12 protein-coding genes are annotated in these 12,713 nt (G+C 71.6%); 4 read left to right on the top strand and 8 right to left on the bottom strand.

All coding sequences use genetic code 11. The features are described from left to right. Nucleotides 1-74: 74 nt before the first annotated feature. The 8 genes from A3G1_RS35605 to A3G1_RS0119075 form a co-directional block, all read right to left on the bottom strand. Entirely contained in the window at nucleotides 75-845 is a 771-nt protein-coding gene (locus A3G1_RS35605) for an amidohydrolase family protein (protein WP_018351086.1), read from the bottom strand. Next, nucleotides 845-2,002 carry an alanine racemase gene (locus A3G1_RS0119105; protein ID WP_018351085.1) on the bottom strand — a complete coding sequence of 386 codons (1,158 nt, stop codon included), beginning with the start codon at nucleotides 2,000-2,002 and terminating at the stop codon, nucleotides 845-847. Before A3G1_RS0119105 ends, A3G1_RS35605 begins: the two co-directional genes overlap by 1 nt. A gap of 107 nt (nucleotides 2,003-2,109) precedes the next feature. Then, nucleotides 2,110-2,916: an alpha/beta hydrolase family protein gene (locus A3G1_RS0119100; RefSeq protein ID WP_018351084.1), complete on the bottom strand. Its 807-nt coding sequence runs from the start codon at nucleotides 2,914-2,916 to the stop codon at nucleotides 2,110-2,112. Nucleotides 2,917-2,994: 78 nt separating this feature from the next. Next, nucleotides 2,995-3,276: an Lrp/AsnC family transcriptional regulator gene (locus A3G1_RS0119095; RefSeq protein WP_018351083.1), complete on the bottom strand. Its 282-nt coding sequence runs from the start codon at nucleotides 3,274-3,276 to the stop codon at nucleotides 2,995-2,997. Nucleotides 3,277-3,308: 32 nt separating this feature from the next. After that, a complete protein-coding gene (locus A3G1_RS35600) occupies nucleotides 3,309-3,950 on the bottom strand; it encodes a nucleotidyltransferase family protein (protein ID WP_018351082.1) in 642 nt (213 codons plus the stop codon). After that, complete coding sequence (locus A3G1_RS0119085; RefSeq protein ID WP_018351081.1) at nucleotides 3,947-4,447, bottom strand: NUDIX hydrolase; 501 nt, start codon at nucleotides 4,445-4,447, stop codon at nucleotides 3,947-3,949. The genes A3G1_RS35600 and A3G1_RS0119085 overlap by 4 nt, the downstream gene beginning before the upstream one ends. 70 nt (nucleotides 4,448-4,517) lie before the next feature. Further along, nucleotides 4,518-6,293 carry a RelA/SpoT family protein gene (locus tag A3G1_RS0119080; protein ID WP_026212287.1) on the bottom strand — a complete coding sequence of 592 codons (1,776 nt, stop codon included), beginning with the start codon at nucleotides 6,291-6,293 and terminating at the stop codon, nucleotides 4,518-4,520. 52 nt (nucleotides 6,294-6,345) lie between these two features. Continuing rightward, nucleotides 6,346-7,767, bottom strand: a complete 1,422-nt coding sequence (locus A3G1_RS0119075) for a DEDD exonuclease domain-containing protein (protein WP_245563540.1) — start codon at nucleotides 7,765-7,767, stop codon at nucleotides 6,346-6,348. Between the two features lie 218 nt (nucleotides 7,768-7,985). Between A3G1_RS0119075 and A3G1_RS0119070 the strand changes: the two genes are divergently transcribed. From A3G1_RS0119070 to A3G1_RS0119055, 4 genes are all read left to right on the top strand, one after another. Next, a complete protein-coding gene (locus A3G1_RS0119070) occupies nucleotides 7,986-9,326 on the top strand; it encodes an NYN domain-containing protein (protein WP_018351077.1) in 1,341 nt (446 codons plus the stop codon). Nucleotides 9,327-9,488: 162 nt separating this feature from the next. Next, nucleotides 9,489-10,358: a gluzincin family metallopeptidase gene (locus A3G1_RS35595; RefSeq protein WP_157641228.1), complete on the top strand. Its 870-nt coding sequence runs from the start codon at nucleotides 9,489-9,491 to the stop codon at nucleotides 10,356-10,358. After that, the gene (locus A3G1_RS0119060; RefSeq protein ID WP_018351075.1) at nucleotides 10,355-11,590 is read left to right on the top strand and encodes a M48 family metallopeptidase; all 1,236 of its coding nucleotides are present in this window, start codon (nucleotides 10,355-10,357) and stop codon (nucleotides 11,588-11,590) included. Before A3G1_RS35595 ends, A3G1_RS0119060 begins: the two co-directional genes overlap by 4 nt. Before the next feature lie 7 nt (nucleotides 11,591-11,597). Next, on the top strand, nucleotides 11,598-12,713 hold the full coding sequence (locus A3G1_RS0119055; RefSeq protein WP_018351074.1) for a glycosyltransferase family 4 protein: 1,116 nt from the start codon (nucleotides 11,598-11,600) through the stop codon (nucleotides 12,711-12,713).

Here is a 12,713-nt window from a genome sequence, read left to right as displayed (position 1 = left end):
GATATTCATGTATAGGTATCTAAGAGTTTCTTATGGCACCCCGTCAGGCGGCGGCACAACCGCTCGCCGCGCGCTCACTCTGCGCGCCGGAGACCCCAACCGGGTGTAGCACCGGTCAGTGATCCGTCCCCGAAAACCTCGACGCCATTGACGTAGACGCGCCGCACCACGCCATCCACATCGGACAGAACGAGATCCGCGTAGCACCCGGCCTGCACGCGGCCGCGCCGCGCCAGCCGCACCGTCTCCGGCTCGAAGCGCGTGCACCGCGCCTGCCACGCCACGTCCGCCGACCCCGCGTAGTAGCCGTGGTAGGAGGCCGCGACCCGGCCCAGGTCGGCCAGCTCCTCCGCGTCCTCGTAGCCCGGCGACTCCGCGATCCCCAGCGCGCCGTCCTGGAGCCCGATCGCCAGGATCGCCCGGATCCGGTCCAGCTCGGTCAGTGTCAGAGGCCGTTTCTCGCCGCCAGCGGCGATCAACCTCAGATTCGCATGGGGTACCAGGTAGCAGCAGTTCACCACACTGCCTTTGTCGTACCGGGCCAGCAGCGCCCCCACCGTCCGCTCCGGTTCCCCGCCGAGCAGCCGGCGCAGCTCCTCCCAGCTCGTCTCGTCGGCGGGCGCCCAGCTCGGGCCGTCCATCCCGTACACGGCGGTCGTGATCCCGGCTGCCGGGTCCGGTACGCGGCCGATCCGGCCCGGGGACAGCACCAGCCCGCCAGCGTCGGTACCCGGCCCGGCGATCCGGCCGACCTCGGTCACGACGCCCTCGCTGATCCGCACGTCGGCCCGGTACGGAGCCCCGCCAGACCCGTCGGCGATCATCGCGCCCCGGATGACGGTCATCAGAAGTACGTCCGGATCAGGTCGACCACGACGCCGTCCTCGGCAACCGGGATCAGGCCCCACTTGTCGAACGCCGTGCACGGATGCGACAACCCCAGCCGCACCACGTCACCAACCTCCACACTGGAACCCGGAGCCAAGCGCAGATAAGCATGCTGGTCGTTCACCGCGAAGACCTCGCCGCCCGGCACGTCCAGCGGCACCGGCAGCCCGTCGTCGTACGGGAAGTCCCGCTTGCCGCCGTCCAGCAGAGCCAGCCCCGGCTCGGGCCGCGACAGTACCCGCGCCCAGCCGTGGATCGCCGAGCGCAGCTCCCCGGCCAGCGGCGACGTCCGGGCGTAGAACCCGTCGTCGTGCGTCACGTAACACCCGGCCCTCAGCTGCACCGTCGTACCCTGCGCCACCAGCGGCCCGAGGATCTCGCCCACCAGGTCGAAGTACGTGCTGCCACCGGCAGTGACCAGCTCGGCCTCCAGCGTGGCCGCCATCCGGGCCATCCGCTCCAGGAACGCTGCCACGACCGCCCGGCTCTCCGGCAGCACGTCATGGGCGAGGATGCCCTCGTACCCGGCGACGCCGGCGAACCTCAGCACCGGGCTCTTCCGGATCGCTTCTGCTACCGCCACGGCCTCGTCGTCGTCGCGGCAGCCGGCCCGCCCGCCCGGCGCGCCCAGCTCCACGCACACGCCGACCGGCCGCGACACGCCGTCGAGCGCCTCGGTCATCAGCCGCACCGCACGCTCACTGTCCACGAACGACACGAACTCGAACCGCGGGTGCTCGTCGAGCTCGGCGCGGAGCCAGCGCAGGGCGACCGGGTCCAGCAGGGCGTTCGCCAGTACCAGCTGATCAAAGCCGGACGCACGCGCCACCCTCAGCTGCGCGGCGGTGGCCAGCGTGATCGCCTGCGCCCCCGCCTCGATCTGAGCCCGCCAGATCGACGGTGCCATCGTGGTCTTGCCGTGCGGGGCGTGGGCGAGACCGGAAGCTGAGCACCAGGCGGCCATCGCCGCGATGTTGTGCCGCAGGGCTGGCCGGTCGATGGTCAGCAGGGGAGTGCCCAGCTCGGCGAGCCCCGGCGCACGCGCGAGGAACTCGGCGGCCGTCAGCCCCTGCGCCCAGCCCGGCACCGCCTTGTCCCGCCAGCCCAGCACCACCGTCGCCGACCTCCCTCTCCACCACCGATCCTGCACGACCGGATCGAGCCTCTACGACCAGATCGCGATTATGCGCCGATCGGCGGGAGATTGGGAAAGGGCGTGCCCTACAACGTGTGGACGAAAGCTGCCACCTCGGCGGCGAGCGGCCCGGCGGCCCTGACCCAGGTGAAGTGATCGACCCGCTCGGGAGCGCGGTAGTGACTGCGCGTGACGCGGGCGCTGGTCAGCTTGCCGACCAGGTGGTCGAGCGTCACCGAAGGCGTGAACTGGTCGCCGGCCACGCTCACCGCGAGTACTGGCAGATCCACCGTGGTCAGCGCGTCCTCAGCGCCCGGCATCGGGAACCGGCCGTGCCGGGAAGTGTACGCCCAGTCGCGGATCACGTTCTTCGACTGGCGGCCCGCGAAGATCCAGCCCGGCCAGTACCCGATCAGCCGGGCGCCGGCGTAGATGCCCTGGCTGAAGGCGAGGACGCCGAGCCGGCGGTGGCGGTAGATCCGGTAGTACGGCACGCCGGTCGCCAGCAGCAGCAGGCCGTCGATCCCGCTCGGGTCGCGCGACAGGTGCAGCGAGGCGAGCTGGCCGCCGAGCGAGTGCCCGGCCAGCAGGACCTTGCGGCCCTCAAGCCTCGGGCGCAGCGCCGCCAGTACCGTGCCGACGTCGCTGACCAGCTCGTCGAGCCCGTGTTCCGTGCCGCGGGCCGGGCGCGGCCTGCTGCTCCCGGTACCCCGCAGGTCGGGAATGATCGGCGTCAGCCCCTCGGCCCGCAGCGCTGCGGCCCACGGCTTGTAGTACCCGGCCGGGACGCCCATCGCGGGCAGGAACACGACGACGGGGGAGTCCTCGGCCGCGTCCGGGTACACGTGCACGCCGAGCTGCTGGCCGTCATGGGTCAGGTGAATCTGCTGCACCCCAGCTACTTTACTCGCGAGTAGCTTTCGCTGGCCAGTGCTCGGCCGGTGGCCACCCTGGGTGACTGCTCCGGCCGGCTACTCCTCGAAGCCGATCGCGAAGGTCTCCTCCAGGTCGTGCTTGGAGTACGCGCGGAACGCGATGTGCGACTCCGTCTTCACCACACCCGGCACCTTCGAGATCCCCGAGGCGATCACCTCGGCGATCTGTTCGAACTCGCGGACCCGGACCATCGCGATCAGGTCGACGTGCCCGGCGACCGAGTAGACCTCGGTCACCCCCGGCAGGTTGGCGCAGGTGTCGGCGACCTCAGGAATGGAATCAGCGGCACAGTCGATGAGCACGATCGCGGTGATCACTTGCTGCTCCCAGCGTCGATGGGCGGTCAGGATCAGAGGTCCTGGCTCCTCATGCTAGCCAGCCGGTTCGCGGCCTCGTAGTCGGCGGGGGTGCCGCAGTCCAGGTACGAGCCGGCGAACTCGCGGATCTCCAGCCTGCCCTCGCGCTCGGCCGGCCGCCAGGCGGTGTGCACGAGATGCGAGTGCCCCTCCGGCAGGCCCGCCACCACGTCCCAGGGCAGCAGCGAGGCACCAGCGAACACGTGGCGGCCGAACCTGAACGGCTCGTCCTCGCCTGCCGGTACGCCGAGCATCCGCACCGTCCCGCCGTCCCAGCCGTCGAGCAGCGGGCTCAGGTCGCCGCCGTGCAGGTACGCGTCGCCGTTGATCACGAGCACCGCGCGGCCGTCGATCCACGGCCGCAGCCGCGCCACCGAACCCGAACTGCCCAGCAGCTCCGGCTCGACCTCGACGTGCGCCCGGTCCTTCGCGTGTTTCTCGATCAGGTGCGCCAGGTGCCAGGCGTTGACGGCCACGTTCTCCGTACCGGACAGCCCGGCGTCCGCCAGCAGATCCAGCACCCGGTCCAGCAGCGGCACGCCACCGACCGGCAGCAACGGCTTCGGCGTCGTCAGCGTCAACGGGCGCAGCCGCGTGCCCTCACCAGCTGCCAGCACGAACGCGCAGATGCTCACGTGACCTTCCCCGCCATGGGACCGATCCCGTAGTACCCGAGCAGCCGGGCCGTGGCCGTCGACAGCCGCGGCTCCTCGCCGAGCCCGTCCACCGCGAACCACCGCGCCTCGTTCACCTCGGCCGGATCAACCTCCAGGGGAGTGTCCACCGGTACCCGCGTCGTGAACACCATGTCCACCCACCGCCCCACGTGGTGCACCATCGCGTTCGGCACCATCGCCTCCACAGTGGACAGCTCGGCGACGATGCCCGTCTCCTCCCGCAGCTCCCGCACCGCACCCTCGATCGGCCGCTCGCCCCGGTCGAGCAGCCCGCCCGGCAGCGACCAGCCCCGGCCCGGCGGCTGGTGCAGCAGCAGGATCTGGCTGCCGTCCGGGCTGAACACCAGGGTCACCGCCCCCAGGATGTACGTCGGCGAGAACAGCCGGACGATCCTGTGCCTCGTCCGATGCGGCAGGGAGTAGAACACGCGGTAGACGGCCCGGCGGAGAATCACCGCCCCAGACTAGGCCGTTCACCGCGAGCCGGTCTAACCCCCGGGCCGGGCCAGCCCCGCGCCGGGGGTGCTACCCCCGGGCCAGGCTCGCCGCGCCCGGCTCGTCCACAGCGGCGATCAGCCGCTCCACCAGCTCGTTGGCCGTCTCCCGGCGCTCGGCCACCGCGACCAGCAGCGCGTCGAGATCCGGGTAGCCGAGCTTGTGCGCGAGGGTGCGCAGCGGATGGTCGCTGGCCAGGGCCCGGTTGCGCTGCCGCAGCGCCAGGCCGATCGCCGAACGGCCCAGCCGCAGCTTGTTGCCGAGCGAGACCGGTGCGGCCTCCTGGTCGGCGATGTCCTCGCCGTAGCCGTGCTCGGCGAGCCACTGGCTGACCTGGAGCCGGGCGTGCGGGCTGCGGATGAACTCGAGCCAGTCCGCGGAAGGCCGGACTGGCTCGTCACCCAGGGTCGCGTGGATGATCTCCACCCGGTCGCCGTCGGACAACGGGGCTGACAACGGCGAGAGCCTGCCGTTGATGTACGCGCCGATCATCCGGTCCCCGTCGCCCAGCGTGTACGCCAGGTCGACCGGCGTCGCCTCCGACGGCAGCGTCACCTGCGCCCCGCCGGACGTGAACACCTGGATCTGCTCCTCCGACAGGTCACAGCGCAGCGCCGTGAGGAAGTCGCCGGAGTCCACTGCGTCGCGCTGCCAGTCGAGCAGCCGGTGCAGCCACTCCAGCTGCTCGGGATTGTTCCGCTCCGGGTTGCCGTTGCCGCCTGCCCGGAACTGGGCCACGATCCCGTACTCGGCGGTCGCGTGCATCGACCTCGTCCGGATCAGGAACTCCACCGGCTGGTCGCCGGGGCCGAGGACGGTGGTGTGCAGCGACTGGTACAGGTTGAACTTCGGGGTGGCGATGAAATCCTTGAAGCGGCCCGGAAGGGGCCGCCACAAGCCGTGCACCGCGCCGAGGGCCGCGTAACAGTCGGTGTCCGGGCCGTTGACGATGATCGCGAGGCGCGGCGGATCGTACAGGTGACCGCGCCGCACCCGGTCGTTCCACAGTGACCAGTGGTGGCGTTTACGCGGGGAGATGTCGGCGTGCACCTTCAGCGCGCGCAGCTCGCCGAGCACCTTGCTGGTCACGCCGGTGAGGTAGTTGTTGCGTTCCGGCTGGGTGCGGAAGTAGTCGTCCATCTCGGCCCAGCCGGCCGGATCAAGATGGAAGAAGACGATGTCCTCCAGCTCACGCTTGATCCGCTGGATACCGAGCCGGTCGGCGAGCGGGATCAGCACCTCGCTGGTCGCCTGCGCGATCCGGGTCTTCGACTTCGACGAGCGGACCCCGAGGGTCCGCATGTTGTGCACCCGGTCGGCCAGCTTGATGATCAGGACCCGGATGTCCCGGCCGGCCGAGAGCATCATCTTCCGGTAGGTCTCCGCCTCGGCGGCGTCACCGTAGAAGGCCTTGTCGAACTTGGTCACCCCGTCGACCAGGTAGGACACCTCGTGGCCGAAGTCGGTGTCCAGCTGCTCCAGCGTGTACGCCGTGTCCTCGACCGTGTCGTGCAGCAGCGCTGCGGCCAGGGTGATCGTGTCCATGCCCAGGTCGGCCAGCAGCTCGGCGACCGCCAGGGGATGAGTGATGTACTCCTCGCCGCTCTTGCGCATCTGACCTCGATGCGCCAGCTCGGCGACCTCGTATGCTCGCCGCACGATGCTGACGTCGGCCCGGGGATGCTGGCGGCGGTGCGCGGCGAGCACCGGATCAACCGGTGACTGGTGAGCGGGGCCGCCACCCCACGGCAGGACCGAACGCAGCCATTGTGCGGGCAGGTGGGGCATGCTGGCTTCGAGAGCCATGACAAACCACCCCTCTCCGCGGCGCGTGGAATGGGACGACCTTTTACTGATCCTAACGATCCAGGCGCGCCTCGGTCGATGACTTGTGGGTATGTATTTCTGCCTTCTGGAGCAAACCCGCCCACCGGCCGGCCCCGGAGGCCTCGCTCGCCCAGCCAGCGGTGGCCTCGACCAACCGGGTCTCCGGCCGCTCCAGCCAGGAATGCAGCAGCTCGGTCTCCTCGGTGGTGGCGCCCGGGCCGGTCACCGTCTCGGCCGTCGCCAGCAGCACGTCCAGCGTCGGGCGGGGATGGACGCCGGGCGGCGACGTGCCGGCCGCAGCCAGCCTGCCGTGCCGGATCACGCTGATCTCCCAGCCGCCCCGCCCGTCCGGCCTGGCGGCGACCAGCTCGGCGATCGAGGTCAGCGAGGACAGCCGCGACAGCCGGATCGCGCCGCGCAGCAGCCTGGCGAGCTTGATCCGGTCCAGGGCGGCCTCCTCGTAGAGCTGCTGCTCCGACAGGCGTTCGATCCGGCCCAGGAGCTTGGTGACCTGCCCGTCGAGGTCGCGCACCGGGCGGGGTGGCCTGCGCGGGTACTTCGACTTCTTGTTGTACGGGGGCTGGTGCGCGGCGATGATCCGCAGCTCGCGGACCTCCGCCTCCAGCCGGTGCGAGCACTCGACGGTCTCCACCCGCTCGGCGAGCCGGATCATCGAGGTCATCCGGGCCCGGTTCTCCGAGGCGGTGAAGTAGCTGGCGACCCGGCTGGCAAGGTCGGTGCTGGTACCGACGTAGAGCGGCAGGTCGTTGCTGTCCCGGAAGACGTACACGCCGGGGGAGCTGGGCAGGCCGCGGGCCAGGTACCGCTTGCGGCGCCGCTCCGGATCCGTGGTCTTCAGGTACCCGGTGAGCTCCGCCCACGTGTCGACGTCCTTCAGCCGGCCGAGCAGCCCGTGCAGCACGTCGACCGTGGCCCGCGCGTCGTCCAGCGCCCGGTGCACCGGGTTCGTGGCGGCCTGGAAGAACGCGGCGAGCGTGCCGAGCTTGCAGTTCGGCACCTCCTCCTTGCTGAGCGTCCGCCGGGCCAGCGCGACCGTGTCGAGCACCCGGGGCCCCGGCCAGGCCCGGCCGGACTTCGCGCACGCCGCCTTGAGGAAGCCGATGTCGAAGGGCGCGTTGTGCGCGACGAACACCGCGTCGCCCGCCCACTCCAGGAAGGCCGGCAGCACCTCACCGATCGGCGGGGCCTCGGCGACCATCGCGTCGGTGATCCCGGTGAGCACCACGATGTACGGCGGGATGGGGCCGCCCGGGTTGACCAGTGTGGAGAACTCGCCGAGGATCTCGCCGCCGCGCACCTTCACCGCGCCGATCTCGGTGATCTCCGAGCCCTCTGGCGAGCCGCCGGTCGTCTCGAGGTCGACCACGACGAACGTGACGGCGCGTAACGGCTCACCGAGGTCGTCAATGCTGGTCTGGAACACGGGGGACACCGTAGCGGCCACGTACGACAAGACGGGACGGGCCGCCGGGGAATGCCGGTCAAAGGTACAAAATCACAGGGTTTTGACTCAGATGACGGTGCGGTGGCAGCGCGATGCGACACTAGACAGATGTTGGCAGCCGTCCGCACGCCGTACGCCGCACCCGTTCCCGGGCCCTGCGGCTGCCGCTGCGTGCCGGGCGCGTGGCTCGCGGGCGGCCCGGCGTCATGACCGAGACGCTGGAAGGGGGAGTCGCTGGCGCCCCCGGTGCTGAGCCGCACCTGCCCGACGCCGTGCGGCAGCGGGTCGTGGCCCTGGTGGCCGGCGCGCTGTCCTGGCTGCCGTTCGACGAGATCCCGCAGACCCTGAAGAAGATCGCCAGGTTCGCGCCGAACCGGCGGGCCCGGCTGGGCGGCCCTGCGCTGGCCGCGCAGGTCGAGGCCGACCCGGTGTTCCGGCAGCGGATCGCGAAGAAGGTGCTGGAGGAGGCCGGTGAGCTGGGTGAGGCCCTGCTCGCCGGGACCTGCCCGGCCTCGGCCGACCCGGTGGAGGTCGCGGCCCTGGCGTACCTGAGCAGGCCGGAGGGCTGGCTGGACCTGGTCGAGGCCACCACACAGGCCGTCCAGGCCGGCGAGCGCAGTGCCGCCGTCGAGGGCCGGATCCGCGACGCGGAGTCCCGGGCGCAGCGCGCGGAGCACGAGAAGCACACGACCCGCGTGGAGCTGGACAAGCTCAAGGCGGAACTCGCCCGGCTGCGTACGGAGAACGCCCAGCTCAAGGACGACTCGCGCGCCCTGGCCCGCGCCCTGGCCGAGGCCGAGCGCAAGGAGAAGCGGGCCAGCGAGCTGCTCAGCACCGAGAAGGGCCGCGCGGCCAAGGCCGTGGCAGACCACGACGCGGAGATCCGCAGGATGCGGGCCAAGCTGGCCGACGCGGAAGGCGCGCTGGAGACGGCCCGGCACACCGGCCGCGACGCCCGCGCCCTCGGCGACGCCCGTACCTGGCTGCTGCTGGAGACGATCAGCCAGGCCGCTCAGGGCCTGCGCCGCGAGCTCTCCCTCGAACCAGCCGACCGGCTGCCAGCCGACTTCGTGGCCGACGTGGCCGCCGACCTGCCCGAGCGTCTCGGTACGTCGGCGCGGGCGCTGGAGGCCAGCGACCCGGCCCGGCTCGACCAGCTGCTCTCGCTGCCCCGCGCGCACATGATCGTCGACGGGTACAACGTGACCAAGGCCGGCTTCGGTGAGCTGTCGCTCGAACAGCAGCGCACCCGGCTCGTCACCGGCCTCGGCGGGATCGCCGCCCAGACCGGGGCCGAGGTGACCTGCGTCTTCGACGGCGCCGAGCGGATACACGGCCTGCCGCCGACCCCGCGCGGCGTCCGGGTGCTGTTCAGCAAGAAGGGCGAGACGGCCGACGAGCTGATCCGGCGGCTGGTCCGCGCGGAGCCTTCCGGGCGGCCCGTCGTGGTCATCTCGACCGACCGGGAGGTCGCGGACGGCGTGCGCAGGCATGGCGCGTACCCGCTCAGCTCCGACACCCTGCTCCGGCGGCTCAAGAGGGCCTAACTCTATGGCGGTGGTGCTATGGCGAGTTCCAGGAGGCGATCCGGCAAGCAGAATCCGAGGCCGGATACCGGTGTTGTATCCGGTCTCGGATTCTGTGCCGCTGGTCGTCTTCTGGAGCCGCCAGAGCGCCGCCAGTCCTAGAGTTAGGTCCTCTTAACGGCAGTGAGACGGCCGTTGCTGGGCAGCCGGGTTCGCTGGGGGCTGATGGTGCTGGCCGTCCTCTCCGGACTGTCGCTCAGCTTCCCCGCCGGGCAGGTGGCAGGGCCCCAGCAGGCGCGTGTCGTGACGGAGGACCTGCGGCGGCCGGAGGTACCCCCGTGGATCCACCGGGCCACCCGGCAGGTGCTGGTCCTCGGCCACGCCGGCTCGGAGAGCCTGATGGAGAAGATCCTCTGGCCGGCCAGCGACGCGGTACTGGCCGTCGGCGATTTCTGGAGTACGGCCGGGGCCTGGCAGCAGCACGCGACGATCGTCGTGCCGTCCACTGAGGACGAGCTGCGTGCGCTGCTCGCCGAGGACGGTGAGCTGGGCCGGACCGCCGCGGTCACCGACCCCGAGGGCCGGGTCGTGATCAACCCGGAGGTGTTCGGCACGCTGTCGCCGCGCGGCAGGCAGGTCGTGCTCACCCACGAGATCACGCACGTCGCCGCCCGGCAGCTGACCTCGGTGGTCACCCCGTTCTGGCTGGGTGAGGGCCTGGCAGACTACGTCGCGTACCGCCGCTCGGCCGTCAGGGACCGCAGCATCGCCAAGGAACTCGCCGACGAGGTCCGCGCTGGCCGGCTGCCGGCCCAGCTGCCGGCCAGGCGGGACTTCCGCGCGGAGAACCCCCGGCAGGCCCAGGCGTACCAGGAGGCGTGGCTGGCCGCCCGGTTCATCGTCGAGCGGGCCGGGGAGGACGCCCTGATCAGGGTGTATAGGAAAATGTCCGCGGGTACTGATATCAACGTCGTGTTCCGCGCCGAGCTCGGGCTCACCGAGCAGGGTTTCGTCGCGCACTGGCGGGAGTATGTGGAGGGCCACCTGAGATGAGAACGTACGCGTGGCTGGCCTTCGGGCTCCTGCTGCTCGCGATCGGTGCCGCGGCCCTGCTCTCCGGCGCGTTCCCCGGCCTGGAGAGCCCGCCGCGTGCCGAGCAGGCCGCCGCGCTGGCCGGCCTGCCGGAAGGGCAGGTGACCAGGGCGCGTGAGTTCCGGTCGGAGCTGCGGCCCAGCGGGTACGGCTCGATGCTGCTCAGCCTGGGCTTCGCCCTGGTGCTCGGCCTGACGCCGCTGGGAGCGCGGCTGGTGGGCCTGTGCGGCACCCACTGGCTGATGCGTGGCGTGCTCGGCGGGCTGCTGCTGGTCACCCTCGGCCAGATCCTCACGCTGCCGCTGGCAGCGTGGCGGGAGAGCATCGTGCGCCGTTACGGCCTGTCGACCCGCGACTGGGCCGCGTGGGGCGTCGACGTTCTCAAGGGGTACCTGGTGGGCGTGGTCCTCACCGCCGTGGCGCTCGCCGCGTTCTACACCCTTGTGCGGTACGCGCCGCGCTGGTGGTGGGCGATCGGGGCAGCCGGGGCGGCCGTGCTGGTGATGGTGATGTCCTTCGCCTTCCCGGTCCTGATCGAGCCGGTGTTCAACAAGTTCACGCCGATGCCCGACTCTCCACTGAGGACGGAGCTGATGGCGATGGCGGCCGACCGGGGCGTCCCGGTGAAGAACGTGCTGGTCGCCGACGCCTCCCGCCGGACGAGGGCCGTCAACGCCTACGTCTCCGGCATCGGCCCGACCCGCCGCATCGTCGTGTACGACACGCTGCTGAAAGAAGCCCCCGGCAAGGAAGTCGAGGCCGTGGTGGCCCACGAGCTCGGGCACGCCAAGCACAACGACGTCGTGTGGGGCACGGTGGCCGGAGCGCTGGGCGCCGCGGCCGGCGTGATCGGCCTGTACCTGCTGGGCGGCTGGACCCCGCTGCTCCGCAGGGCCGGCGTCGAGTCGATCACCGATCCCCGGGCGATCGCCCTGATCATGGCCGTGGCGGCCATCGCCGGGTTGCTGCTCGGCCCCGTGCAGAACTTCCTGTCCCGGGGCATGGAGCGCCGGGCCGACGCCTTCGCCCTGTCCACGACCCGTGACCGCGAGACGCTGGCCGCCATGCAGAGCCGCCTCGCGCTGGTCAACCTCGGCGACCCCGACCCGCCGGCCTTCGAGTACTGGATGTTCGGCAGCCACCCGAGCGCGGTGGAACGCATCGCGTACGCGAGGACAGGCCGGTTCGAGTGAGGTTCGAGTGAAAACACTGCTGGTCACCAACGACTTCCCGCCCCGCCCCGGCGGCATCCAGTCCTTCGTGCACGCCCTGGCGCTGCGGATGGACCACCTCACGGTGTACGCGTCGACGTGGAAGGGCCCGAAGTCGGCGGCCTTCGACGCCGAGCAGCCGTTCGAGGTGATCCGCGAGGACACGGGCATGCTGCTGCCGACCAGGGCCGTGGCGCGCCGGGCCGCCGAGATCGCCCGCTCACACGGCTGCGACCGCGTGTGGTTCGGCGCGGCGGCCCCGCTCGGGCTGCTGGCGGCGGGCCTCAAGCGGCGTACCGGGATCGAGCGCGCGGTCGGCCTCACCCACGGGCACGAGATCGGCTGGGCGAAGCTGCCCGGCGCGCGGAGCCTGATGCGGTCGATCGCCAGGCACACCGACGTCCTGACGTACCTGACGGAGTACCAGCGGGTGCGGCTGGCCCCGGCTCTCGGCGCGCTGACCAGCCTGGAGGCGCTCGCGCCCGGCGTCGAGCTGGAGGTCTTCCACCCCGGCGTCTCCGGGGACTTCGTCCGGCAGCGGCACGGGCTGGGCGACCGGCCGGTGATCGTGTGCGTGAGCCGGCTCGTGCCCAGGAAGGGCCAGGACACGCTGATCCGGGTGCTGCCGGAGGTGCTCAGGCGTGTGCCCGGCGCGGTGCTGCTGCTCGTGTCCGGCGGCCCGTCCCGCGCGCGGCTGGCCAAGCTCGCCGAGTCGGCCGGGGTGACCAGGTCGGTGGTGTTCACCGGCTCCGTGCCGTACGCGGAGCTGCCGGGTCACTACGCGGCCGGCGACGTGTTCGCGATGCCCTGCCGGACCAGGGCCGGCGGCCTCGACGTCGAGGGCCTCGGCATGGTGTACCTGGAGGCGAGCGCCGTCGGCCTGCCCGTCATCGCCGGCGACTCGGGCGGGGCGCCGGACGCGGTGCTGGAGGGCGAGACCGGGTACGTCGCAGGCGACGACACCGTGCTCGTGGAACGCCTCGTGACCCTGCTGACCGACCGCGAGCTGGCCACCCGGATGGGCAAGGCCGGCCGCGCCTGGGTCGAACGCGAGTGGGGCTGGGACGTGAAGGCCGAACGGATGCGGGCCCTGCTGCGGGGGTGA

It is taken from the genome of Longispora albida DSM 44784 (genome assembly GCF_000379825.1).
In the GTDB taxonomy this organism is placed as follows: Bacteria; Actinomycetota; Actinomycetes; order Mycobacteriales; family Micromonosporaceae; genus Longispora; species Longispora albida.
The sequence above is the reverse complement of the archived record's forward strand: the minus strand, read 5'-3'. Positions and strand labels throughout refer to the sequence as shown.

Excerpts from the sequence above, each read along its gene's own strand:
- A3G1_RS35605 (WP_018351086.1), bottom strand. The coding sequence starts at position 845 with ATGACCGTCATCCGGGGCGCGATGATCGCCGACGGGTCTGGCGGGGCT.
- A3G1_RS0119070 (WP_018351077.1), top strand. The coding sequence starts at position 7,986 with ATGACCGAGACGCTGGAAGGGGGAGTCGCTGGCGCCCCCGGTGCTGAG.
- A3G1_RS0119080 (WP_026212287.1), bottom strand. The coding sequence starts at position 6,293 with ATGGCTCTCGAAGCCAGCATGCCCCACCTGCCCGCACAATGGCTGCGT.
- A3G1_RS0119060 (WP_018351075.1), top strand. The coding sequence starts at position 10,355 with ATGAGAACGTACGCGTGGCTGGCCTTCGGGCTCCTGCTGCTCGCGATC.